Source organism: Haemophilus parainfluenzae (assembly GCF_036288925.1).
Classification (GTDB): domain Bacteria; phylum Pseudomonadota; class Gammaproteobacteria; order Enterobacterales; family Pasteurellaceae; genus Haemophilus_D.
Genome location: NZ_CP127167.1, coordinates 1,669,177 through 1,693,505, shown reverse-complemented (window position 1 = coordinate 1,693,505; position 24,329 = coordinate 1,669,177). Strand labels below are relative to the sequence as shown.

Here is a 24,329-nt window from a genome sequence, read left to right as displayed (position 1 = left end):
AAATCACGCCAATTTTTTGATTATTTTCTTGACTTATGCATTGTGTACTAGTTTAATAGTGCAAAAGTTCAAAATACAGGATTGATTATGAAAAATACCCCTTTTATTGCGGTGACCTCTCAACCGGTTCCCTATCATGCCGACACCACCGCAATTTTTAATACGCTTTGCCAACAGAACTCAAATTCTCTTCTACTCGACTCTGCCGAAATTGGTAGTAAAAATAGCTTACAGAGCCTTATTCTAATTAATGCTGCCGTTAAAATTACTTGTTTAGGCAATCAGGTGACCTTTAGAGCATTGAATGCGAACGGAAAACAAGTGTTAAACGAAATTCATCCTGTATTAAGCCAACTTGGTACCGTAAGTGTGGTTAATTTTGAGAATGAATTTTCTGTACAATTTGCGCAGCTCGACAATCAATTAGATGAAGACAGCAAATTACAAGCTGCAACCATTTTTGATGGACTTCGTGTAATTTCTAACCATTATCAACATAGCAGCACACCTGTCTTTTTAGGTGGTTTATTTGCTTATGATTTGGTGGCAAATTTTATTCCAATGCAAGGTGTTGAATTAAAAGATGATGGCATTAACTGCCCGGATTACAGTTTTTATCTCGCAGAAAATTTAATCACCATCGATCACCAAAGCCAACAAGCCACATTAAAAAGCTTTTGTTTTAGTCAAGAAGAACAAGTGGAAGTCGCGAAAACGGCACTTTCTATTGCTCAAAAATTAAAAAATATTGATGGTGTATTTTCCATTAAAGCAGCAAGTGATGAGGTCAACACTAACTTTGAAGATCCTGAATTCATCGGCATTGTAAAAGCATTAAAACATCATATTAATATTGGTGATGTGTTCCAAATCGTGCCATCCCGCCGTTTTTCATTGGCTTGCCCGAATACCCTTGCGAGCTATGCACAATTAAAACATAACAATCCAAGCCCTTATATGTTCTACATGAACGATGAGGATTTCATTTTATTCGGAGCATCACCAGAAAGTGCGTTGAAATATGCACCGGACAATCGCCAATTAGAAATTTATCCAATTGCAGGTTCTCGCCCACGTGGTTTTGATGCCCATGGTAATATTGATCCAGAATTAGATGCACGTTTGGAATTAGAATTACGTCTTGATCATAAAGAGCAAGCTGAACATTTAATGTTAGTGGATTTAGCCCGTAATGATATTGCTCGTGTTTGCCAAAGTGGTACACGTAAAGTCGCCGAATTAATGCAAGTGGATCGCTATTCGCACATCATGCATTTGGTTTCTCGCGTAGTGGGTAAACTTCGTCCTGAACTTGATGCCTTACACGCTTATCAAGCTTGTATGAATATGGGGACATTAACTGGTGCGCCTAAAATCAAAGCGATGCAGTTAATCTATCAATTTGAACAGCAAAAACGTCACAGCTACGGTGGTGCGGTCGGTTATCTCACGTCTGATGGTCATTTCGATACCTGTATCGTCATTCGTTCTGCTTTTGTACAAAATGGCATTGCCCATATTCAAGCGGGTTGTGGCGAAGTATTGGATTCTGATCCACAAATGGAAGCGGATGAAACTCGCCATAAAGCGGCTGCAGTGCTTAAAGCAATCAAACAAATCAATACCCAAGCAAAATAAGGACGATAAATTATGGCTAATATTCTCTTTTTAGATAATTTTGATTCATTCACTTATAACTTAGTGGATCAATTCCGAGTGCTTGGGCATAACGTAAAAATTTATCGTAATGACACTAATTTAGAACAAGTGGTACAAGAAGCATTAAATACACCGGATACGATTCTTGCACTCTCTCCAGGACCAGGTACCCCGGCAGAAGCAGGCATCTTACTCCCACTTATTGAACGTTTAAAAAATGATGTGCCAATTATTGGTATTTGCTTAGGCCATCAAGCGCTTATTCAAGCTTTTGGTGGAGAGGTTGTACATGCAGGCGAAGTATTACATGGTAAAGTATCGCGCATTCAACACGATAACCAAGCCATGTTTAAAGATATTGCTAACCCAATGCCTGTGGCACGCTATCACTCTTTAATGGGTAAAAATCTGCCTGACGAATTTATTGTCAATGCCGATTACAATGGTATCGTGATGGCGATTCGTCATAAAACCTTGCCAATTTGTGCTTTCCAATTCCATCCAGAAAGCATCCTTACTGTGCAAGGTCCCAAATTATTACAACAATCTGTGGAATGGTTATTAAACAGAGATTAAGGAAGAAAAATGATTACCGTATATGGATTAAAAGAAGTGCTTGCACCTCGTCGTCAAGATATTGCTGAAGTAATTTATAACTGTTTAAACCTTGGTTTAGACATTCCTCGTGGAAAGCATGCAATTCGTTTTTTATGTTTAGATAAAGAAGATTTCCTTTATCCTATCGATCGTAACGATGATTACACCGTTATTGAAATTAACCTCATGCAAGGTCGTATGGAAGGCACGAAAAAACGTTTAATCAAAATGCTTTTCAGCGAACTGGAATACAAAATTGGGATTAAATCTCACAACGTTGAAATTACGATTAAAGAACAACCTGCGCATTGTTGGGGTTTCCGTGGTATGACTGGCGATGAAGCACGCGATTTAGATTACGATATTTACGTATAAAGGACGAGATTATGCAAACGGCTCAATTATTAGAACAACTTTACAGTGGAAAAACACTTAATAAAGAAGAAAGTGCGGTCATTTTTAATGCCATTATGCAAGGCGAACTGAATAACGAACAAATCGCTGCCATGCTGATTGCGTTAAAAGTACGTGGTGCCGCCATTGAGGAATTAAGTGGTGCGGTATCAGCATCCTTGAACAATGCCAAATCATTCCCTCGTCCTGATTACCCTTTTGCGGATATTGTAGGAACGGGTGGCGATGGTCAAAACACAATTAATATTTCTACGGCGAGTGCCATTGTTGCAGCCTCTATGGGTGCCAAAGTAGCAAAACACGGTAACCGAAGCGTATCAAGCAAATCAGGTGCCAGTGATGTATTAACCGCACTTGGTGTAAATGTGAATGTCACGTCAGAACAAGCTCGTCAAGCACTTGATGATATTGGCGTATGCTTCTTATTTGCTCAACAATATCACAGTGGGTTTAAACATGTCGCTCCTGTTCGTGCAGCATTAAAAACACGTACGCTTTTTAACATTTTGGGGCCATTAATCAATCCAGCTCGCCCAACTTATCATTTGCTTGGTGTGTATGCTCCTGAATTAGTGAAAACCTATGCTGAAACAGCTGTTGCATTAGGCCATCAACATACTTTTGTGGTTCATGGTGCGGGTCTTGATGAAGTCGCCGTACATGGTGAAACGCAAGTCGCTGAAATTAAAAACGGCAAAATTGACTACTTCACCTTAACGCCAGAAGATTTTGGTTTAAAAACACAATCTTTAGAAAGTTTACGTGGTGGCGAACCGCAAGAAAACGCCCAATATCTGACCGCACTTTTACAAGGTAAAGGCAAAGCAGAGCATGCTAATGCGGTAGCCGCAAATGTGGCATTATTGCTGAAATTATTTGGTCATGATGACTTAAAACAAAATGTTCAAAATGTGTTGGCTCACCTTGCTTCAGGCAAAGCGTTTGAGACACTACAACATTTGACAAAATATTAAGATAAAGGCTGATTTGATAAGCCACAATAAGAAGAAAAATTATGATCACGCAAGATTTCACCAAACCAATTGACTCTGCTACGGTGCTACAAAAAATCGTCTTAGACAAAGCACTATGGGTTAAAGCAAAGGAAACTGAATTTCCGCTTTCACAATTTAAAGAAAACATTCAAAAATCTGACCGCTCTTTTTATGATGCGTTGGGTAAAGGCACCCATCAAAAACCGGCTTATATTTTAGAATGTAAGAAAGCGTCCCCTTCTAAAGGATTAATTCGTGGTGAATTTAATTTAGATGAAATCGCCAATGTGTATAAACATTATGCGTCAGCGGTTTCAGTGCTAACGGATGAGAAATACTTCCAAGGTAAATTTGACTATTTGCCGCAAGTACGTGACGTTGTCTCACAACCTGTATTGTGCAAAGATTTTATGATCAGCGAATATCAGGTTTATCTTGCGCGTTCCTATCAAGCTGATGCTATTTTATTGATGCTTTCAGTGGTGAATGATGAAACCTATCGCGTATTGGCTGATCTTGCACATTCTCTCGGCATGGGGGTATTGACAGAAACCAGCAATGAAGAAGAATTTGAGCGAGCCCTTGCTCTAGGTGCAAAAATTATCGGTGTTAACAATCGTAATCTTCACGATCTCACTGTTGATTTAAACCGCGTAGTAGAACTCACACAAAAATATGCCGATCGTATCCCCGCGGATGCACGTATTATCAGCGAATCAGGGATTTATAATCACAGTCAAATTCGTGATTTGCAAAAAGTGGCACATGGCTTTTTGATCGGCAGCAGCCTAATGGGCAGTGCAGATTTAAATAATGCTGTGCGTGAAGTGATTTTTGGCGAAAATAAAGTATGCGGTTTAACTCGCACGCAAGACGTCAAAGAGGTTTACGCAAACGGGGCATTATACGGCGGCTTAATTTTCGTCGATCATTCAAAACGCTGTGTGAGCCTACGTCAAGCACAAGAATTAGTGACAGCATCACCACTTCATTTTGTTGGCGTGTTCCAGAATCAAGAAATTGATTTTATTGTAAAAATCGCTAAACAATTGCAGCTTTATGCCGTTCAGCTACACGGTTCAGAAACCACTGAATTTATTACTGCACTTCGCCATCAACTACCTGAGGATACTCAAATTTGGAAAGCTATTTCAGTCGATACTGAAGCACAAAGTGCAGTTGATTTTACTGATGATTTAAATATTGCTCGCTATATTTTCGATAGCCAATCCGCTAATCAGCAAGGTGGCACAGGAAAAACCTTTAATTGGTCACTCATTCCTGAAAACTTGAAACACAAAATTATTTTGGCGGGTGGTATTTCACCCGACAATATTGAACAAGCCATTAAGCAAGGTTGCCTAGGGGTTGATCTCAATTCTGGTGTAGAAACTGCCGCAGGCGTAAAAGACAGCGAAAAAGTGCGGTCAGTTTTTAAGACGATTTTGTCAAATTAATCTGATTGCTAAGGGGAAGCATTATGCAAAGAACAGCGTTAGTAACCGGCGCAACTGCCGGATTTGGTGCGGCAATTTGTCGCACATTTATTGAAAATGGTTATCGTGTAATTGGCACAGGGCGCCGCGTAGCTCGTTTAGAACAATTACAACAAGAATTAGGTGAGAACTTCCATTTTCTTGCCTTTGATATTTCAGATCGCCAAGCAACAGAAGATGCTTTCCATTCCCTTCCCGCTACTTGGCAATCCATTGATTTATTGGTGAATAATGCAGGTTTAGGATTAGGCTTAGAAAGTGCAGATAAAGCGAGTTTAGACGATTGGATGCAAATGATTGATACCAATATTAAAGGTCTCGTCACCATCACTCGTCTTGTGTTACCACAAATGGTTGAACGCAATTCAGGTCATATTATTAATTTAGGCTCAATTGCAGGTACTTATCCTTATCCAGGTGGCAATGTATACGGTGGCACTAAAGCTTTTATAAAACAATTTAGTTTAAATCTTCGAGCCGATCTTGCTGGTACACAAATTCGCGTGTCCAATGTTGAACCCGGTCTTTGTGGTGGAACTGAATTTTCTAATATCCGCTTTAAAGGTGATGATGCCCGAGCAAAAAAACTCTATGAAAATGTGGAATATGTCAGCCCACAAGATATAGCTAATATTGTGTTATGGCTCAATCAACAACCTGAACATGTCAATATTAATCGCATTGAAGTGATGCCAACTGCACAAACCTTTGCACCACTTAATGTTGCAAGAATTCAAAAATAACAAGGAAATATTATGTCAGAAACCCTTTTAAATCCTTATTTCGGTGAATTTGGCGGAATGTATGTACCGGAAATTCTCGTACCGGTATTACAACAGCTAGAAAAAGCCTTTGTGGAAGCAAAAGACGATCCTGAATTCCAACGTGAATTTCAAGATTTACTTAAAAATTATGCGGGCAGACCAACCGCACTTACCCTTTGCCGTAATTTAACCAAAGGGACAAAAGCAAAAATTTATTTAAAACGTGAAGATTTACTTCACGGCGGTGCCCATAAAACCAACCAAGTATTAGGTCAAATTTTATTAGCAAAACGCATGGGTAAAACACGTATTATCGCAGAAACTGGTGCAGGACAACATGGCGTAGCAACAGCCCTTGCTTGTGCGATGTTAGATATGCCTTGCCGTGTTTATATGGGGGCAAAAGACGTGGAACGTCAATCACCAAACGTCTTCCGTATGCGTTTGATGGGCGCAGAAGTGATTCCTGTACAAAAAGGTTCTTGCTCATTGAAAGATGCGTGCTGTGAAGCGATGCGTGATTGGTCAGCCAACTATGAAAACACCCATTATTTATTGGGTACCGCAGCAGGTCCTCATCCATTCCCGACGATTGTACGTGAATTCCAAAAAATGATTGGTGAAGAAACTAAACGTCAAATTTTAGAAAAAGAAGGCCGTTTACCGGATGCTGTCATCGCGGCAGTTGGTGGTGGTTCCAATGCGATTGGTATGTTTGCCGATTTTATTGATGAAAAAGATGTACGTTTAATTGGTATAGAACCTGCAGGTCACGGCATTGAAAGTGGTGAACATGGTGCGCCATTAGGCCATGCAAAAGTGGGTATTTATTTCGGCATGAAATCACCTTTAATGCAAACTGAAGATGGTCAAGTGGAAGAATCCTACTCTATTTCTGCTGGATTAGACTTCCCTTCTGTTGGGCCTCAACATGCTTACTTGCAAAGTATTGGTCGTGCCGAATACCCAAGCATTACAGATGATGAAGCATTAAACGCTTTCCAAGCATTAGCAAAACATGAAGGGATTATTCCTGCATTGGAAAGTTCTCATGCATTAGCTCATGCACTAAAAATGATTCATCAAGAACCGAATAAAGAACAAATTTTAGTGGTGAATCTTTCTGGTCGTGGGGATAAAGATATTTTCACCGTTGATAAAATTTTAAAAGAAAAAGGAATGCAATAATGAGCCGTTTTGAAACTAAATTTGCAGAACTTGCAGCGAAAAAAGAAGGGGCTTTTGTACCTTTCGTTACATTATGCGATCCAACATTTGATCGCTCTTTTGAGATTATTTGTACTTTAGTTGAAAATGGCGCAGATGCGTTGGAATTAGGCTTTCCATTTTCTGATCCGCTATTAGACGGTCCCGTAATCCAGGCAGCTAATAACCGTGCGCTAAATGCGGGCCATAGCACTGAAGACAGCTTTAAATTACTCGCTAAAGTACGGTCAAAATATCCAGAAATTCCGATTAGCTTACTCCTTTGTGCAAATTTGATTTTTGCTAAAGGATTAGATAATTTCTATCAACGTTGTACAGAAGTCGGCGTGGATGCGGTTTTAGTAGCAGATATTCCACTATTGGCAAAAGAAGACTATGTTCAAGCTGCTAAAAAGTATGGCATTCAACCTGTCTTTATTTGCCCACCAAATGCTGATGCCAAAACGGTACAAGGTGTTGCTGAAAACAGCGAAGGCTATACCTATTTAGTTTCTCGTGCAGGTGTAACAAGTGCAGAGAATCAAGCTCATGCTGCAAACTTAGATACACTTGTAGAACAACTTAAAGCTCATAAGGCTCCACCAATTCTACAAGGTTTTGGTATTGCTCAACCTGCTCAAGTAAAAGAGGCTCTTCAACTTGGTGCTGCGGGAGCTATTTCAGGCTCTGCAACGGTAAAAATCATTGAGCGAAATTTAGATAATCAAGCTCAATGTTTAACTGAACTTGCTGAGTTTGTTCGCAATATGAAAGCAGCAACAAAATAATTGACAAAAGATGCAGATCAATGTCGATCTGCATCTTTCTTTATACATCCACTAAAATGAGTATCGCTGCTTCTCCACCCCATTCTTTGGGTGCTTGGTGTAACGCCCGGACTTTAGGGTGCTGAACTAACCAACGTGGAATTTGTTTTTTCAACGTAAAGGTTCCATAGCCGGTCATGATGCTCGCGCAATAAACATGCTGATCTTCACAAGCTAGCAACAATGCCGCTAATTCCATTTTGGCTTGCTCACGGGTTAAACCATGTAAATCCAAAAATAATTCGGGTGAAAAATCGCCACGACGAAGTTGTTTCAATAAATGGCTATCTTCCCCTTCGCGTAAATATTTGATGACACCATCATGTTCATTTAGCAATGGTTCATATTCATCGGAAAAATAGAAAAGCGTATCTTCTTTTTCTCGAATATCACGTAAATCGGATTTTTTTTGACCGCTCTTTTGACGCGGCGCCACAAAAGTATCTTGCTTGATGGGTTTGATCCCTTTTGTTTCCGCCCGAAAAAGATCGAAATCATCTTGTTCTGTCATTATTTTTCTCAATTTGTTATTTTGCTTAATGATAGCACATCTATTCTATGGTATAACTAGCCAAATTTTTTATTGAGGCACAAAATGGAAACCTTACACAATCAAGAACTTGTTGCGACAATTTTAGAAGATAATGTGGCAAGTGAATTAACAACCATTCAAGATTTTTTACGCTGGACATACAGCACATTTAACCGTTCTGATATTTATTACGGACAAGGCCATGACAATGCGTGGGATGAAAGTCTTCAATTAGTCCTTGCGGGACTTCAATTACCGCTCGATTTACCGCAAGATTTATTTAGCAGCAAACTCACTCACTCAGAAAAAGAAACCTTAGTACAATTAGTCTTAAGCCGTATTGAGCAACGTATGCCTGTCGCCTATTTAACAAATAGTGCGTGGTTCTGCGGATTAGAATTCTATGTAGATGAGCGGACGATTATTCCTCGCTCGCCAATTAGTGCATTAATCCAAGATAAATTTGCTCCGCTTTTAAAATCTGAACCAAAACGTATTTTAGATCTTTGTACCGGCAGTGGTTGTATCGCGATTGCTACTGCTGAAGCCTTTCCTGAGGCTGAAGTGGATGCAGTCGATCTTTCTGTGGATGCGTTAAATGTAGCGGAAATCAATATTGCACGCCACCAATTAGAACACCGTGTTTTCCCGATTCAATCATATTTATTCCAAAATCTCTTCGGTCAACAATATGATTTAATCGTGACCAACCCACCTTATGTAGATGAAGAAGATTTGGCAGATATGCCGGAAGAATTCCATTATGAGCCTGAATTAGCCTTAGGTTCCGGTGTTGATGGTTTAGAAATTACAAAACAAATTTTAAAACAAGTGCCGGATTATTTAACACCAAATGGCGTGCTCGTTTGCGAAGTAGGCAATAGTATGGTAAGTCTCATTGAACAATATCCAGATGTGCCATTTGAATGGGTTGAACTAAAAAATGGCGGTCTAGGTGTATTTGCCATTAGCCGCGAAGATTTAGTGAAATATCACGATTCATTTTAATCTCAAGTGCGGTTAAAAATCGTCGTGAATTTTGACCGCACTTAACCAATTACTGGCGCGCGTTCTTAACGCGTGCTTTTCTTTTTTTAATAACACAATGAATTTACAAAAACTTTTACTGACTCGCCGTTTCTTTTCTACCCTTGCATTCTTTTCCATGCAAACGGTATTTTTCATCTATTTACAAGGAAAAGGCTTAAGTAACAGTGAAATTGCCTTTTCACTCTCGTTGCTTTTCTTCTGCAACCAAGCATTAGCCATTTTAGCCGGTATTTGGGGCGATCGATTTGGACTGGCCAAAATGATGTTGCTTGGGTGCTTTTTAGATGTGATCGCCTACATTTTCTTTCTCTCTGCAGACAATTACCTTCTGCTTTTAATTGCCACCACCTGTTTTGGCTTAGGCAGTTGTTTGTTTGGTACCAATGCGAAAGCCTGCCTACTTGTACTCGCAGGCGAAGAATACAAAGAGAAAACTCGATTACAGGGAAAATATTTAAAAGTCACCTCCATGTCGTCTATGTTTGCGCCTTTGTTAGTGATTCCATTTATCAAATACAATCACATTGAGTCGCTGATTTGGGTCTGCTTTGCGATGGAAGCGGTTCTCTTTGCCTTAATGGTAAAACCGTTTTATCAAATCCAAACCTTACAGACCTTAGTGAAGTTTCGCATTGCTCAAGTTAAAGAAATCATCACCAAAGAATTTTTATTTGTGCATTTGATGCTATTTATTCCTCTTTCCATTGCAACGTCATTCTTTGTGATCTTCCCATTTCTTTTCGATAATAAATTAGGGATGACAGAACACTCCCCGATGGCACTTTTTGTAAATGGTTTGTTGACTGTATCATTACAAAGTTATTTTTCTCGAAAAATTAATTTAACGATTAAACAAACCTTATGGGTGGCACCAATCTTGGCTGTGGGCATTATCTTGCCTTGGTTTATTACGTTGAAATATATTTCTGTGGTTTCCGCTTATATTTACTTAGTCATCTTCACGGTAATTGAAGTCTATGCCTTAACGGCGATGGCAAATTTATTAGTAAAATTTGATAACGGCACCAACCGAGGTTTTATCTTTGGCTCATCACGATTATTGCTTTCTATCGCGACCGTTATCGTCATGAATTTAGTGCCTCATTTGTTTTTATTGTAAAAAAGCGTATTGAGTCAATGTCTCAATACACTTTTGTAAAACTATATGACAAATATTATACTTTAAATTTTTCTTCAATTTCTCTTAATACCTGAATTGGATCTAAATTAAGTCCTTTGCAATATTCGATGAATTCAAATACATCTAAACGACGATCTCCTGTCTCGACTTTTCCAATAAACGAATGTACAACGCCCAATTTTTCTCCAAATGCGCGTTGTGATAAACCCAGCTCTTTTCTTCGATTAAGCAATAATTCTCTTAACCAAATATATTCATCGGAATGAATAGATAATCTTAATTTTCTCATTGCACCTATTTTAGGTGCAAGTCATACTTGTACCCGTTTTAGGTTCAACTATAAGGAGATGTTATGTCATTTTTATCTAAGACTCTTGGTGGCTTATCAAAAGATTACTATATTCGTCAATTTTTATTCGGGTCAATCTTTTTTACATTTATGGCTGTTATAGGATATAACAACTACAGTCATACTGGTAACTCATCTATATTTCTTACTAATATAATCCTTGGATTAATTTGTTTATTCTTATATCCCTATTCTCGATTTGTTTATGAAAGTATTATTGAATATATTTTAGGAAATAATGTTTTCTTTGTTAATGCTCTATTCATGCTTATAATCAAATTCATAACCATGATGCTGTGTTTTGTGTTCGCAGTATTTATCGCACCAATTGGTTTAACATACCTCTATTTTTATCATTCAAAACAAGAGAAACTTCAGAATCAAAATGAAAAACAATAGCAAAAAAGGACGCTATAACGTGTCCTTTCTTCTATAAAAAAGTTTAATTTTTAACTGCTATTTTACTTCACATCTAATTCGACATTATCAAACAATTTCTTCACGGCATTGTTATCACGCAATCTCTCGGCTTTTTCAACCATTGGACGTGTTAAGTGCGGTGAGAAAAATTCGATAAAATCATACATATAGTTGCGTAAGAATGTGCTGTGTTTAAAGGCTATTTGCGTTATACTCGGACGAAATAAATTTCCCGCATCAATCGCCACTAAATCCGTATCGGAAGGTGTATGTGCCATAGACGCCATAATGCCCACGCCCAATCCTAAACGCACGTAGGTTTTTATCACGTCAGCATCCGTTGCAGTAAACACAATATTCGGCAAAATACCAGCTCGGTTAAACGCATAATCTAAATCAGATACACCAGTAAAGCCGAAAGTATAAGTGACTAACGGATATTTACCTAAGTCTTCAACGGTAAGCTCTTTCACTTTTGCTAAAGGATGATCAGGTTCAACAATCACCGAACGATTCCATAAATAGCAAGGCAGTTGAATTAAATCATCGAAAAGATACGGTGCCTCTGTCGTGATCGCTAAATCCACTTCGCCAGAAATCAACGCATCATGAATTTGAGTCGGTGAACCTTGATGAATATGTAAACTCACATCCGGATATTGTTTAGAGAAACGTTCCACCACGGTTGGCAGCATATAACGCGCTTGTGTATTGGTTGTCGCAATGCGTAACACCCCATGATTCGGACAGGTATATTCATTGGCAACCGATTTAATGCTTTGTGCTTTAACCAAAAGCTCACGAGCAATAGCCACGATCTTTTTACCCGCAGGTGTAATGGATTTAATGTGTTTACCATTACGCTCAAAAATCTCTAAACCGAGTTCATCTTCTAACAAGCGAACCTGTTTACTGATACCAGGTTGAGAGGTATAAAGTGCGTTAGCCGCTTCTGTCACGTTTAAATTTTGGTTTACAATCTCAACAATATAGCGAAGTTGCTGCATTTTCATCGCTAATACCACCTATTATTTTTTATAGCGTTTACTTAACTCAGTATAACGTTTTACTGCTTTACGAATTTGACCTGATTTTGGTCGGCGACGAGGTTTTGTTACATCTAATTTGGTTTCGGTTTCTGGTGGTAAGCCTACTAACTCACGTAGATAGTTGACGTTTTCCAGATCCATTTCTTCCCAGCCACCACGCGGTAAGCCTTTCATTAGCTTAATGTTGCCGTAACGAATGCGAATTAAGCGACTCACCTGAATACCTTGTGATTCCCATAAACGTCGCACTTCACGATTACGACCTTCCATTAGAGTCACGTCGTACCATTGGTTAATCCCAACACCGCCAGCAAATTTGATTTCTTTGAAATTGGCTGGACCATCTTCCAACTGCACACCTTTACGTAAACGTGCTAACATCGCATCGTCCACTTGACCAAATACGCGCACAGAATATTCACGTTCAACTTCACGACTTGGGTGCATTAAACGGTTAGCTAATTCACCATCAGTTGTGAAAAGTAATAAGCCCGAAGTATTAATATCTAAACGACCGACTGCAATCCATCTTGCACCATTTAAGCGTGGTAAACGGTCGAATACAGTTGCACGACCTTCTGGATCACTACGGGTACAAAGTTCGCCTTCCGGTTTGTAATACATTAATACACGACATACTTCTTTTTGTGCTTGTTGAAGGTTGATGATTCGACCATCAATACGCACTTTTACACCAGAATGTACATCGATACGATCACCAAGAGTCGCCATTTTGCCATCAACACTCACACGGTTTTCAGCAATCATCGCTTCAATTTCACGACGAGAGCCTTGTCCCGCACGCGCAAGCACTTTCTGTAATTTTTCACCTTCTACAGTAGATTGACGAGAGGGTCTAGCTACCTTAGCTTTAGGGGTTGATTTGATGTCAGAATTGACCGCACTTTTACGTTCTTTACGCTCAAAGTGCGGTTGCTTTCCCGCTTGTTTTTCACGTTCTTGTCTGACTGTTTTTTGAATAGGTTTCATCTGTTTTCCTTTGTCGCTTTCCCAAGCGTCTAAAATAAGTTAAATGAAAGGATCGGTACTACCACTTCCTTCACGTAAAATCACTGGCGATTCTTCCGTTAAATCTACCACCGTTGTTGGCTCTTGACCTAAATAGCCACCATGAATAATTAAATCCACTTGACGTTCTAAACATTCACGAATCTCTTCTGGATCGGAATAAGTCATATGTTCATTATCAGGCAACATCAGTGAGCAAGATAGAATTGGCTCACCTAATGCACTCAATAAATCCAAAGCAATTTGGTTATCTGGCACACGCAATCCAATGGTCTTGCGTTTTGAGGTCATTAATCGACGTGGAAGTTCTTTCGTCGCCGTCAAAATAAAAGTATAACGCCCCGGCGTATTGTTTTTAATTAAACGGTAAGCCGAATTACTCACCGTTGCGTAGGTTGAAAGCTCGGATAAATCGCTACATACCAACGTAAAATTATGCCCTTCTGGCAATTTACGAATTGCAACAATACGCTCCATCGCATGTTTATCACCTATCATACAGCCTAAGGCATAGCCCGAATCTGTCGGGTACACAATGACACCACCTTGACGCAAGATTTCTACCGCTTGATTAATCAAACGCGCTTGTGGGTTTTCAGGATGGATATAGAAAAATTGGCTCATAATTTTGTCCTTAAAAAACTGACGAGATTATACACCGATTTAGATGCAGGTTATAAGAATTTGTTATAAAAAACGACCGCACTTTGAAAACGAATCCAAAGTGCGGTCCATTTTTTAAGTATTTTATTTCAATAATTCACGGAGGGCTGAACCGATTTCAGCAAGACTTCTCACCGTTTTCACGCCAGCTGCTTCAAGTGCAGCAATTTTATCTTCTGCCGTTCCTTTTCCACCACTGATAATCGCGCCTGCGTGTCCCATACGCTTGCCTTTTGGCGCTGTCACACCTGCAATATAAGCCACCACAGGTTTTGTTACATGAGATTTAATGAATGATGCCGCCTCTTCTTCCGCAGAGCCACCGATTTCACCAATCATCACGATAGCTTCAGTTTCAGGATCTTCTTGGAAGCGTTTTAGAATATCAATGAAGTTGGATCCTGGGATAGGATCGCCGCCGATCCCTACGCAAGTAGATTGACCGAAACCTTCATCTGTTGTCTGTTGTACCGCTTCATAGGTCAAAGTACCCGAACGAGAAACAATCCCTACTCTGCCTTTTTTATGGATATTGCCTGGCATAATACCAATCTTGCATTCATCTGGTGTAATCACGCCTGGGCAATTCGGCCCTATCATCACGACACCCGTTTCATTTAATTTTTGTTTCACTAACAACATATCCAATGTTGGAATACCTTCTGTAATACAAACTACTAACTGAATTCCTGCATCAATGGCTTCAAAAATCGCATCTTTACAAAATGGTGCTGGCACATAAATCATGGTTGCCGTAGCGCCCGTCGCTTTTACTGCTTCACGCACTGTATTAAATACCGGTAAACCTAAGTGCGTTGTTCCGCCTTTATTCGGTGAAATCCCACCGACTAACTTTGTGCCATAAGCCAATGCTTGCTCGCAATGAAATGTCCCTTGCGCACCGGTGAAACCTTGGCAAATTACTTTTGTTTCTTTATTAATTAAAATCGCCATGATTATTCTCCTTTTGCCGCTTTCACTGCCGCTTGTGCAGCTTCCTGTAAAGTATGCGCTGCAATTAAATTCACACCACTTTCTGCTAAAATTGCTCTGCCTTGTGGAGCATTGGTTCCTTCTAATCGAACCACAACGGGCACTTTCACACCGATTTCTTGAATCGCTGCAACGACCCCTTCAGCAATAAGATCGCAACGTACGATTCCACCAAAAATATTCACTAGGACAGATTTCACATTTTTATCCGTGAGAATAATTTTGAAGGCTTCTGCGACACGCTCTTTCGTTGCACCGCCACCAACATCAAGGAAGTTTGCTGGATTACCGCCATATAATTTCACGATATCCATGGTTCCCATGGCTAGTCCAGCGCCATTAACCATACAGCCGATATCCCCTTCTAAGGCGACATAGTTTAGCTGATATTTTTCTGCTTCTGCTTCACGTGAATCACTTTGACTTAAATCTCGTAAGGCTAACAAATCAGGATGACGATAAAGTGAGTTATCATCAATGCCTACTTTCGCATCGAGACAAATTAAGTGACCTTCTTTTGTCACCACGAGTGGATTCACTTCAACTAAAGAAAAATCTTTTTCGATAAAAAGCTGCGATAATTTCACAAAAATAGCAGCAAATTGTTTATTTTGCTCGCCACTTAAGCCAAGTTTAAAGGCTAATTCACGACCTTGATATGGCATTCCACCAACCAAAGGATCAATGGCGACTTTATGGATTAGCTCAGGCGTTTCTCTTGCAACATCTTCAATATTCATGCCACCAGCTGAAGACGCCATAAAAACGACTTTCTGTGAAGCACGATCAATCACCGCACCTAAGTAGAGTTCTTTATCAATCTGGCAGGTTTCTTCAATATAAATGCTATTAACGGGTTGGCCTTTTTTATCGGTTTGGAAGGTCACTAAATGCTGTCCAAGCCATTTATCCGCAAAAGCACGCGCTTCTTCGGTATTATGTACAAGTTTCACACCACCAGCTTTTCCACGTCCACCTGCGTGAACTTGACATTTCGCTATCCAAACATCGCCATTCAGCTGAAAGAGCGCCATTTCAGCTTCATCTGCTGTTTGACATACGACACCTTCACTCACAGGCAGATCATATTGCTTAAAAAGCTGCTTGGCTTGGTACTCATGTAAATTCATATTTCCTTCCTATTTTGATGTTGTTTAGCGAAACAAACAAAAATTTGACCGCACTTTGTTTTATTTTAAATTCTGGGCTTGCTCTTTACATATTGAGTTATATACTGAGCCAGAATAACCACAATCCATGTTAAGGATAACAACATGCAAACAAAAAAATCAAACAATCTTGCGATTGCACTCATTTGGTTTACTGCTGCTATTTCAATGGCAGAAATTCTCACTGGTACTTGGTTTGCTCCTCTAGGGTGGCAACAAGGTTTAATTGCCATCGTCGTTGGGCACTTTATTGGTGGTTCGATGTTTTTCTGTGCAGGTTACATCGGTGCAAAAACCCAAAAAAGTGCCATGCAAACGGTACAAATATCATTTGGTGAAAAAGGTTCTGCCCTTTTCTCTTTACTCAATGCCATGCAACTTATGGGATGGACTGCTGTCATGATTTATATGGGGGCTGAAGTCATTTCTATCTTAAATCAAACAGCTGATGCTTCCATCTTTCCATTCCTTACACTTGGCTTAGGCATACTCATCATACTTTGGCTACTACTCGGCTTCACTAAATTAGGTATCTTCAAAAGCCTCTCACTTGTCACCATGTTTTTACTGATGCTGTGGCTAAGTATTCAAGTAGCTAATAAACCATTTATTGCCATGGACGTTGCACAAAATATTAAATTTGGTACTGCTGTAGAAATTGCTACCGTCATGCCACTTTCTTGGTTACCAGTAGTATCTGACCACACGAAGAACAGCGAAACACCATTTAAAACGACCGCACTTTCAACGCTAACTTATACCGCGACCAGCTGCTGGATGTATGCTCTCGGCTTAGGTGCAGCATTAGTGACCGGTAAATCTGAAATCTCACAAATTCTTTCCCTTGCTGGTGTAAGTGTTATTGGTGTATTAATTGTCATCGCCTCTACCATGATTAACACTGCACTTCCCGCTTATTCTACCGGTATGAGTTTAAACAACATTTTCCCTCAATTAAAAGTCACGCCAATCTCCGTACTTACCGTGATTGTAGGCATTATATTAGCCTCAACCTTACCAGTGACAGAATACGAACATTTCTTGTTCTTTATTGGTTCAGTATTCGCGCCAATGATCGCTGTGCTTATCGCTGATTTCTTTGTGCTTAAACAGCATGATGTTAAAAAATCTGTTGATAGTATCGGACTCGGCGTTTGGTTTGTCGGCTTCGTACTCTATCGTTTCCTTATGACAAAAGGTTGGGAAACCGATTTAGGTCTAACTTTCCCTGTTATCATCATTACCTTTATCTTAGCAATCTTAGTACGCAAAATAACTAAATAAAGATCGGATTTTAACTATAGAAAGGCAGGCATTGTTCCCGCCCTTTTATTCACATCAATGTAAAAAAGGCTTTTCCCCTCAAAAGAGAAAAGCCCATGTGCTTAGATTTCTAATAATAAACGAGTTGGATCTTCTAATAAGTCTCTAATCGCCACTAAGAAGCCGACGGATTCACGACCATCAATTAAACGGTGGTCATAAGATAATGCCAAATACATCATTGGGCGAATCACGACTTGACCATCTACCGCAACCGGACGTTCTTTGATGGCATGCATACCTAAAATTGCACTTTGTGGTGGATTGATAATTGGTGTAGACATTAAAGAACCAAATACACCACCATTGGTAATGGTGAAGTTACCGCCTGTTAAATCTTCAACCGTTAATTTACCATCACGGCCTTTTTCTGCTAGTGCTTTAATTTGTTTTTCAATATTCGCCATGCTGAGTTTATCGCAGTTGCGTAATACAGGTGTTACTAAACCACGCGGCGTTGAAACAGCAATGCTAATATCAAAATAGTTATGATACACAATGTCATCACCGTCAATTGAAGCATTCACTTCAGGATAACGTTTTAATGCTTCAACTACAGCTTTAATGTAGAAAGACATAAAGCCTAAACGGACACCATGTTGTTTCTCAAATTTCTCGCCGTATGTTTTACGTAATTTCATAATCGGCTGCATATCCACTTCATTGAATGTGGTGAGCATTGCGGTGGTATTTTTCGCTTCTAATAAACGTTCCGCAATACGTTTACGTAAGCGAGTCATCGGTACGCGTTTTTCTGAACGAGAGCTATATGCCACGGTGCTAATAGTATTCTGCTCTGTCGCCACATCTTGTTTCGCTTTTTGAGCATCACGTTTTGCCACTTCACGCACAATATCTTCACGGGTAATACGACCACCCACACCTGAGCCTTGAATTTTCTCTGCATCTAAATCGTGTTCAGCTAATAAACGACGAATAGCTGGACCTTGATCCGCTGAATTGTTATGGCTATTTTCAATGGCGGCTCTTTGACGATCGGCTGGTGTTGGCTCATTGTCTTTCACTGTTTCAGTTGAAATATCGCCCGCTTGTTGGGTTGAAAGTTTACCTAAAAGCTGTTTACTTACTACCGTTGCACCTTCTTCTTGAAGAATTTCAGCCACTACGCCATCGTTTAATGCGGGCACTTCAAGTACCACTTTATCTGTTTCGATTTCCACTAATACTTCGTCACGTTTTACTGCTTCACCAACTTTTTTATGCCATGTTGCAACAGTTGCATCCGCAACGGATTCCGGTAAATCTGGAACAAGAATTTCGATTGTCATTTTATTTTCCTTTAAATTATTCTTTCTTTAAAAATTACTGAAATTTTGACCGCACTTTTACAGTGTCAGCGCGTCTTCTACCAATTGTTTTTGCTGTTTGGTGTGTAAAGACATGTAACCTACCGCTGGTGAAGCAGAGGCAGGACGACCTGCATATTTTAACTTCACATGCTCTGGAAGCGAGCTATCAAAGTTATGCTTACTACAATACCAAGCGCCTTGGTTTAATGGCTCTTCTTGACACCATACATAATCCGTCACATGAGCATAAGGCTCTAATGCTTTCTTCACATCTTCATGTGGATATGGGTAAAGCTGTTCAATTCGAATAATCGCCACATCTGTTTGGTTATTCGCTCGACGTTGTTCCAAGAGATCGTAATACACTTTACCTGAGCATAGGACTACGCGTTTAACTTGTTTCGGATCGATGTTATCAATTTCACCAATGACTGTTTGGAATGTGCCATTTACTAATTCATCTAAACTTGACACGGCAAGTGGATGACGTAATAAAGATTTTGGTGAAATACCAATTAATGGACGACGCATTTTACGGATCGCTTGACGACGTAACATGTGGTAAACCTGTGCTGGTGTAGATGGGATACACACTTGCATATTCTGTTCAGCACAAAGTTGTAAATAACGTTCTAAACGAGCAGATGAGTGCTCTGGACCTTGGCCTTCATAACCATGTGGTAATAGCATTACTAAGCCACACATTCTGCCCCATTTTTGTTCACCAGAACTAATAAATTGGTCAATCACGATTTGTGCGCCGTTTGCGAAGTCACCAAACTGTGCTTCCCAAATGGTTAATGTTTTTGGATCTGTCGTTGCATAACCATATTCAAAAGCCAATACGGCTTCTTCGGATAATACTGAATCCCACACCTCAAAACGACCTTGGTTGGCATGTAAATGCGTTAATGGCACATAGCCTGTACCATCATTTTGATTGTGCACAACCGCATGACGATGGAAGAACGTACCACGTCCCGCATCTTCACCCGATAAACGAACATTAGCACCTTCATCTAATAAGGTTGCGTATGCCATAGTTTCCGCCATACCCCAATCGAGCAATTTCTCGCCTTTTGCCATTTCACGGCGATCAGCATAGATTTTTTCGACACGAGGATGAGCTCGCAAGGTTTCTGGATATTCACTAACACGCTCCGCTAAAGTTTGGAAACGTTCTTGTGGGAATTTACTTTCGTAAGGGGATGTCCAGTCATAGTTGAGATATTGCAACCAATCCATTTGAGCAGTATCCATTTCTCGCCATTCTTTCACTACGCGATCGCCATTATCTAAGGCATCACGATAGAGATTCATCATTTCAATGGCTTCTTCTTCAGTCATCACCCCTTCAGCAATTAAACGATCCGCATAGACTTTACGTGGCGTTGGATGTTTTTTAATGATGCTATACATCATTGGTTGAGTGGCTAATGGTTCATCCGCCTCATTATGACCATGACGACGATAAGAAATCAGATCAATGAAAATATCGCGTTTGAATAAATTGCGATATTCCACCGCCATTCTCGCAGCAAAAGCGACCGCTTCAGGATCATCACCGTTTACATGAATAATCGGAGCCTGAATCATTTTCGCGATATCAGTACAATATTCTGTTGAACGGGTGTCATTTGGGTTAGAGGTGGTGAAACCAATTTGGTTATTGATCACAATACGGATTGTGCCACCAACGGTATAACCACGTGCATTAGACATATTCAAGGTTTCTTGTACCACACCTTGTCCCGCTACCGCAGAATCCCCATGAACAGTAACCGCTAATACTTGATTACGCTCTGTATCGTTCTTTTTCGTTTGACGAGAACGCACCGCACCAATAACTACTGGGCTAACAATTTCTAAATGTGAAGGGTTAAATGCAAGGGTTAAATGAACACGACGATCACCGACTGCGAAATCAGAAGAGAAACCTTGGTGGTATTTCACGTCACCTGTACGCTCGCTTGAATGTTTACCCGCAAACTCGTCAAAAAGATCTTCGGGTTTCTTACCGAGCACATTTACTAACATGTTTAAACGACCACGGTGTGCCATACCAAACATCACATCTTTTACGCCTTGTTTGCTCGCATGGCGAATAATTTCTTTCATCAATGGAATAAAGGCATCACTTCCCTCTAAAGAGAAACGTTTTGCCCCCGGGAATTTCGCACCAAGATAACGCTCTAAACCATCTGCAGCGGTCAATTCACTTAATAAATTAATTTTTTCTTCTTTGGTAAAGAGCGGTTTATTTAATTGGCTCTCTAATTTGCTTTGTAGCCAACTTTTTTGCTCCATATCCTGAACATGCATAAACTCAAGGCCAATTGAGCTACAATAGGTCTCTTTTAGCATTTCAGCTAAATCACCTAATTTGATGTTATCGCGATGATAGACATAGTGATTAATATTGAAGGTTTCATTGAGATCCTGTTCGGTAAAACCGTGATAACGGTAATCCAACTCAGGTACGGTGGAGACTTTCCAGCGATAATAATTGATTGGGTCTAGTTTCGCTTCTAAATGGCCACGGAAGCGATAAGCATTGATAAATTGAAGAACTTTGACTAATTTTGCACTGGCTTCTGGATCAATAACCGTCACGGCTTCTGTTGTATTTTCTCTTGCTAAACGACGGAAATAATCACGGACTGGTGAATGTGGTTGCTCTACTGCGGTTGTTTTCGGCAATGCATCAAATGTGGCACGCCAGCTTTCATCGACTGAAGATGGATCTTCTAAATAACGTTCGTATAACTCCTCAATATACGATTGATTAGAACCACCTAAAGCGGTTGAAGCCAACCACTCATCAAAGGCACTGTAATGCTGCATATCTACCCCTTGTATTACATGATGTTGTCTGCTCATTATACATAGGATAAAAAAAGAAATAATCATCAAATCACACTTTGTTACAATTTTGTGATCTACTTCAATAAAAAAACCGCACATAAAGTGCGGTCTGTTTTATCTGAGTTTTCTTAGAAACTTAAGAATGGGGTGATTTTTTCAATTGTAGCTTCACCTATACCATCAATATTTGAAAGCTCGGCAGCACTTTTGATTTTGCCCACTTTGTTACGGTAATCAATAATCGCTTGTGCTTTTTTCTCACCGATACCTGAAAGTTTTTGTAGAGTTTCCGCATCTGCTTTATTGATATTTACTTTAGCAGAAGAAGCCACTTTCTCTTTAGCTGAGTCTTTTGTTGAAGTCGCTTTTTCTTTCACTTCTTTTACTTTATCTGCCGATTTTGTTTTTGCGTCAGACGCTTTTTCTTTCGCATTATCTTTCACTGAATTTAATTTTTCAGTGGCTTTGTCTTTCATGGACGGTTGATTATTCTCTGTCGCTTTTTCTTTTAAAGCAGATGCTTTCTCTTTTACTGCATCTTTTGCAGAAGTTGCCTTTTCTTTAGCTGCATTAACTTTATCTAATGCAGTTGATTTCGTTGAACTCGCACTATCAGTCATTGATTTAAGCTTATCATTTGCCGCATTTTTCACGTCAGCTTTTGTACTTTCAACCATTGATTTTGAATTAGTGACGACTGATTCTTTTGTTGGTAATACAGATGTATTCGTTGCCAATGCAGAACCAGATATGGCTAATGCAAGTGATGTTAATGTGAAAAGTGATTTTAAAGATTTCATAAAAACTCCTGTTTTGTTATTAATAGGCTCGACAAGCGAACCTGTATGCTAAGACTTCTCTTCAGAAAATTAGTTCAAAACAAAAAACGCCCCTAATAAGGAGCGCTTTAAATTTAATACTGACTAATCATCGCTTGAGAAGATAGAAAGTAATCTTAATAAGCTAATGAATAAGTTGTAAATTGACACATAAATATTCACAGTTGCACGAATGTAGTTTGTTTCGCCACCGTGAATAATATTGCTGGTTTCATAAAGGATTGTCATTGTTGAGAACACCACAAACAATGCACTGATCCCTACCGCTAGTGCCGGAATTTGGAAGAAGAAGCTTGCCACAATCCCTAACAATAACACGATAAATAATGAGAAAATTGCGGTAGAAAGGAAAGACATATCTTTCTTCGTAGTAAGCACATAAGCTGAACACGCAAAGAAGACGATTGCTGTACCTGCGAATGCAAGCATAATTAAATCTTCCATTCCTCTCGCCACATACATGTTTAAAATTGGCCCAATGGTATAGCCCATAAAACCAGTAAACGCGAATGCAGCCAAGATTCCCCATGCACTATTTGCTAAACGATTTGTGACAAAAAGTAAACCATAAAAACCTACAAGTAACATAATAAGATTTGGATAAGGCAAGTTTAAGCTCATCGAAATATAAGCAACAACCGCCGAAAATGCCATCGTTAATCCCAATAAGAAATAGGTATTACGTAGCACTTTATGTGTGCTAAGTAGTGATTCATCCTGTGAATTAACCACAATGCGAGATTGCATAAAAGCTCCTTATTTTACAAAGAATAAAGTTGATGAAACATCAATCCGTAAAGTAAGGGCTATAGGTCAAAAAGTCAATGGTAAATTAAGAATTTGTTTTAATTTTTAAATTTAAGAAGGTAAAAGTGCGGTCAATTTTAAGGGTTATTTTCTATATGTGTTATAGCAAATAAATTAACTTACTCAACAAGCTGAATTACATTATAATGAGCATTCTATTTATTCCACATCATAGACATTATATGAACAGCAAAAAATCTTATCTCGCTATTTTTGGCATCATTCTTGCAGTTGGATTGATGGCATCAGCGTTTATCTTAGGTAATCAATTTAAAAATTTACGCCAGACCGGCTCTATTTCAGTTAAAGGCTTGGCCGAAAGTCATTACACCTCAACACAAGGAACATGGGTTATTCGTGTAAGCGGTTGGGGTTCAACATATAATGATGCAATGGCAGCGAATCAGAAAAACTTGAATGAAGCCGTTCGTTTCCTTAAAGCTCAAGGTTTCGCTGATGAAAATCGAGAAATCACAGAATTAGATGTTTCTACTCATACTGACTATTATGAAAATGAAAAAGGTGAAACCAAAAGTAGAGATAATGGCTTTGATGCTTCAAGAGCAATCAGAATTTCAACCAAAGAACTGACTATGTTACAAAAAGCGCTCACCAATATTCACCAATTGGTTGCCAACAACCAAGACATTAGCTTTGATGATCCTAATTATTACTTAGAAAATCTTGAACAAATTAAGCGTGAATTAATTTCAAAAGCCACGTAAGATGCACATGTTCGAGCTGAAGAGTTTACGAAAACCAGCAATGTAAAAGTGGGTGTATTAAAATCCGCTTCACAAGGGCCATTCTACATTCAAGCACCCGGATGATT

General features: G+C 39.4%; 23 protein-coding genes and 1 pseudogene. 13 read left to right on the top strand and 11 right to left on the bottom strand.

Annotation, left to right across the window (positions count from 1 at the left end; translation table 11 throughout):
* Positions 1-87: 87 nt before the first annotated feature.
* From trpE to trpA, 8 genes are read left to right on the top strand one after another with little or no spacing between them, the layout of a single operon-like run.
* Positions 88-1,638, top strand: a complete 1,551-nt coding sequence (gene trpE, locus QQS40_RS08605; protein WP_289902252.1) for an anthranilate synthase component I — start codon at positions 88-90, stop codon at positions 1,636-1,638.
* A gap of 12 nt (positions 1,639-1,650) precedes the next feature.
* The gene (locus QQS40_RS08600; protein ID WP_289902253.1) at positions 1,651-2,235 is read left to right on the top strand and encodes an aminodeoxychorismate/anthranilate synthase component II; all 585 of its coding nucleotides are present in this window, start codon (positions 1,651-1,653) and stop codon (positions 2,233-2,235) included.
* 9 nt (positions 2,236-2,244) lie between these two features.
* Complete coding sequence (locus QQS40_RS08595; protein ID WP_005629316.1) at positions 2,245-2,631, top strand: tautomerase family protein; 387 nt, start codon at positions 2,245-2,247, stop codon at positions 2,629-2,631.
* An 11-nt stretch (positions 2,632-2,642) separates the two neighbouring features.
* Positions 2,643-3,644: an anthranilate phosphoribosyltransferase gene (trpD, locus tag QQS40_RS08590; RefSeq protein ID WP_289902254.1), complete on the top strand. Its 1,002-nt coding sequence runs from the start codon at positions 2,643-2,645 to the stop codon at positions 3,642-3,644.
* 41 nt (positions 3,645-3,685) lie between these two features.
* On the top strand, positions 3,686-5,122 hold the full coding sequence (gene trpCF / locus QQS40_RS08585; RefSeq protein ID WP_329504819.1) for a bifunctional indole-3-glycerol-phosphate synthase TrpC/phosphoribosylanthranilate isomerase TrpF: 1,437 nt from the start codon (positions 3,686-3,688) through the stop codon (positions 5,120-5,122).
* Positions 5,123-5,145: 23 nt separating this feature from the next.
* Positions 5,146-5,904, top strand: a complete 759-nt coding sequence (locus tag QQS40_RS08580) for an SDR family oxidoreductase (RefSeq protein WP_289902256.1) — start codon at positions 5,146-5,148, stop codon at positions 5,902-5,904.
* A 12-nt stretch (positions 5,905-5,916) separates the two neighbouring features.
* Complete coding sequence (trpB, locus tag QQS40_RS08575; RefSeq protein ID WP_289902257.1) at positions 5,917-7,113, top strand: tryptophan synthase subunit beta; 1,197 nt, start codon at positions 5,917-5,919, stop codon at positions 7,111-7,113.
* Positions 7,113-7,919 (top strand): tryptophan synthase subunit alpha, encoded by an 807-nt coding sequence (gene trpA, locus QQS40_RS08570; protein WP_289902258.1) that lies wholly within the window; start codon positions 7,113-7,115, stop codon positions 7,917-7,919. Before trpB ends, trpA begins: the two co-directional genes overlap by 1 nt.
* 40 nt (positions 7,920-7,959) lie before the next feature.
* On the opposite strand, the gene smrB is transcribed toward trpA, so the two are convergent.
* Positions 7,960-8,469, bottom strand: a complete 510-nt coding sequence (gene smrB / locus QQS40_RS08565) for an endonuclease SmrB (RefSeq protein ID WP_049355742.1) — start codon at positions 8,467-8,469, stop codon at positions 7,960-7,962.
* 84 nt (positions 8,470-8,553) lie between these two features.
* Between smrB and prmB the strand changes: the two genes are divergently transcribed.
* Both prmB and QQS40_RS08555 read left to right on the top strand, forming a co-directional pair.
* On the top strand, positions 8,554-9,498 hold the full coding sequence (gene prmB, locus QQS40_RS08560) for a 50S ribosomal protein L3 N(5)-glutamine methyltransferase (RefSeq protein ID WP_289902259.1): 945 nt from the start codon (positions 8,554-8,556) through the stop codon (positions 9,496-9,498).
* Positions 9,499-9,595: 97 nt separating this feature from the next.
* Entirely contained in the window at positions 9,596-10,660 is a 1,065-nt protein-coding gene (locus QQS40_RS08555) for an MFS transporter (RefSeq protein ID WP_329504817.1), read from the top strand.
* Positions 10,661-10,715: 55 nt separating this feature from the next.
* On the opposite strand, the gene QQS40_RS08550 is transcribed toward QQS40_RS08555, so the two are convergent.
* Complete coding sequence (locus QQS40_RS08550; protein WP_126471291.1) at positions 10,716-10,970, bottom strand: helix-turn-helix domain-containing protein; 255 nt, start codon at positions 10,968-10,970, stop codon at positions 10,716-10,718.
* 63 nt (positions 10,971-11,033) lie between these two features.
* On the opposite strand from QQS40_RS08550, the gene QQS40_RS08545 reads away from it, so the two are divergent.
* Complete coding sequence (locus tag QQS40_RS08545; protein WP_289902261.1) at positions 11,034-11,429, top strand: hypothetical protein; 396 nt, start codon at positions 11,034-11,036, stop codon at positions 11,427-11,429.
* A gap of 62 nt (positions 11,430-11,491) precedes the next feature.
* On the opposite strand, the gene cysB is transcribed toward QQS40_RS08545, so the two are convergent.
* From cysB to sucC, 5 genes and pseudogenes are all read right to left on the bottom strand, one after another.
* The gene (cysB, locus tag QQS40_RS08540; RefSeq protein ID WP_329504813.1) at positions 11,492-12,463 is read right to left on the bottom strand and encodes an HTH-type transcriptional regulator CysB; all 972 of its coding nucleotides are present in this window, start codon (positions 12,461-12,463) and stop codon (positions 11,492-11,494) included.
* 15 nt (positions 12,464-12,478) lie between these two features.
* Positions 12,479-13,411: pseudogene (rluB, locus tag QQS40_RS08535) on the bottom strand (23S rRNA pseudouridine(2605) synthase RluB); the annotation flags it as partial.
* 117 nt (positions 13,412-13,528) lie between these two features.
* Positions 13,529-14,152, bottom strand: coding sequence for an L-threonylcarbamoyladenylate synthase (locus QQS40_RS08530; protein ID WP_128787353.1), 624 nt, complete (start codon positions 14,150-14,152; stop codon positions 13,529-13,531).
* Between the two features lie 123 nt (positions 14,153-14,275).
* On the bottom strand, positions 14,276-15,145 hold the full coding sequence (gene sucD, locus QQS40_RS08525) for a succinate--CoA ligase subunit alpha (protein WP_329504809.1): 870 nt from the start codon (positions 15,143-15,145) through the stop codon (positions 14,276-14,278).
* A 2-nt stretch (positions 15,146-15,147) separates the two neighbouring features.
* Positions 15,148-16,314 carry an ADP-forming succinate--CoA ligase subunit beta gene (sucC, locus tag QQS40_RS08520; RefSeq protein WP_111316014.1) on the bottom strand — a complete coding sequence of 389 codons (1,167 nt, stop codon included), beginning with the start codon at positions 16,312-16,314 and terminating at the stop codon, positions 15,148-15,150.
* A gap of 144 nt (positions 16,315-16,458) precedes the next feature.
* Here sucC and cytX point away from each other — a divergent pair, with 144 nt between their 5' ends.
* Entirely contained in the window at positions 16,459-17,637 is a 1,179-nt protein-coding gene (cytX, locus tag QQS40_RS08515) for a putative hydroxymethylpyrimidine transporter CytX (protein ID WP_329504805.1), read from the top strand.
* A gap of 101 nt (positions 17,638-17,738) precedes the next feature.
* Here cytX and odhB read toward each other — a convergent pair whose 3' ends face one another.
* The 4 genes from odhB to QQS40_RS08495 form a co-directional block, all read right to left on the bottom strand.
* Positions 17,739-18,965 (bottom strand): 2-oxoglutarate dehydrogenase complex dihydrolipoyllysine-residue succinyltransferase, encoded by a 1,227-nt coding sequence (odhB, locus tag QQS40_RS08510; RefSeq protein ID WP_297570022.1) that lies wholly within the window; start codon positions 18,963-18,965, stop codon positions 17,739-17,741.
* A 57-nt stretch (positions 18,966-19,022) separates the two neighbouring features.
* On the bottom strand, positions 19,023-21,830 hold the full coding sequence (sucA, locus tag QQS40_RS08505) for a 2-oxoglutarate dehydrogenase E1 component (RefSeq protein WP_297570024.1): 2,808 nt from the start codon (positions 21,828-21,830) through the stop codon (positions 19,023-19,025).
* A gap of 149 nt (positions 21,831-21,979) precedes the next feature.
* Positions 21,980-22,651, bottom strand: a complete 672-nt coding sequence (locus QQS40_RS08500) for a helix-hairpin-helix domain-containing protein (protein ID WP_297570027.1) — start codon at positions 22,649-22,651, stop codon at positions 21,980-21,982.
* Positions 22,652-22,774: 123 nt separating this feature from the next.
* Positions 22,775-23,437, bottom strand: coding sequence for a Bax inhibitor-1/YccA family protein (locus QQS40_RS08495; RefSeq protein ID WP_297570029.1), 663 nt, complete (start codon positions 23,435-23,437; stop codon positions 22,775-22,777).
* Positions 23,438-23,679: 242 nt separating this feature from the next.
* On the opposite strand from QQS40_RS08495, the gene QQS40_RS08490 reads away from it, so the two are divergent.
* On the top strand, positions 23,680-24,222 hold the full coding sequence (locus QQS40_RS08490; RefSeq protein ID WP_329504801.1) for an SIMPL domain-containing protein: 543 nt from the start codon (positions 23,680-23,682) through the stop codon (positions 24,220-24,222).
* Positions 24,223-24,329 lie beyond the last annotated feature (107 nt).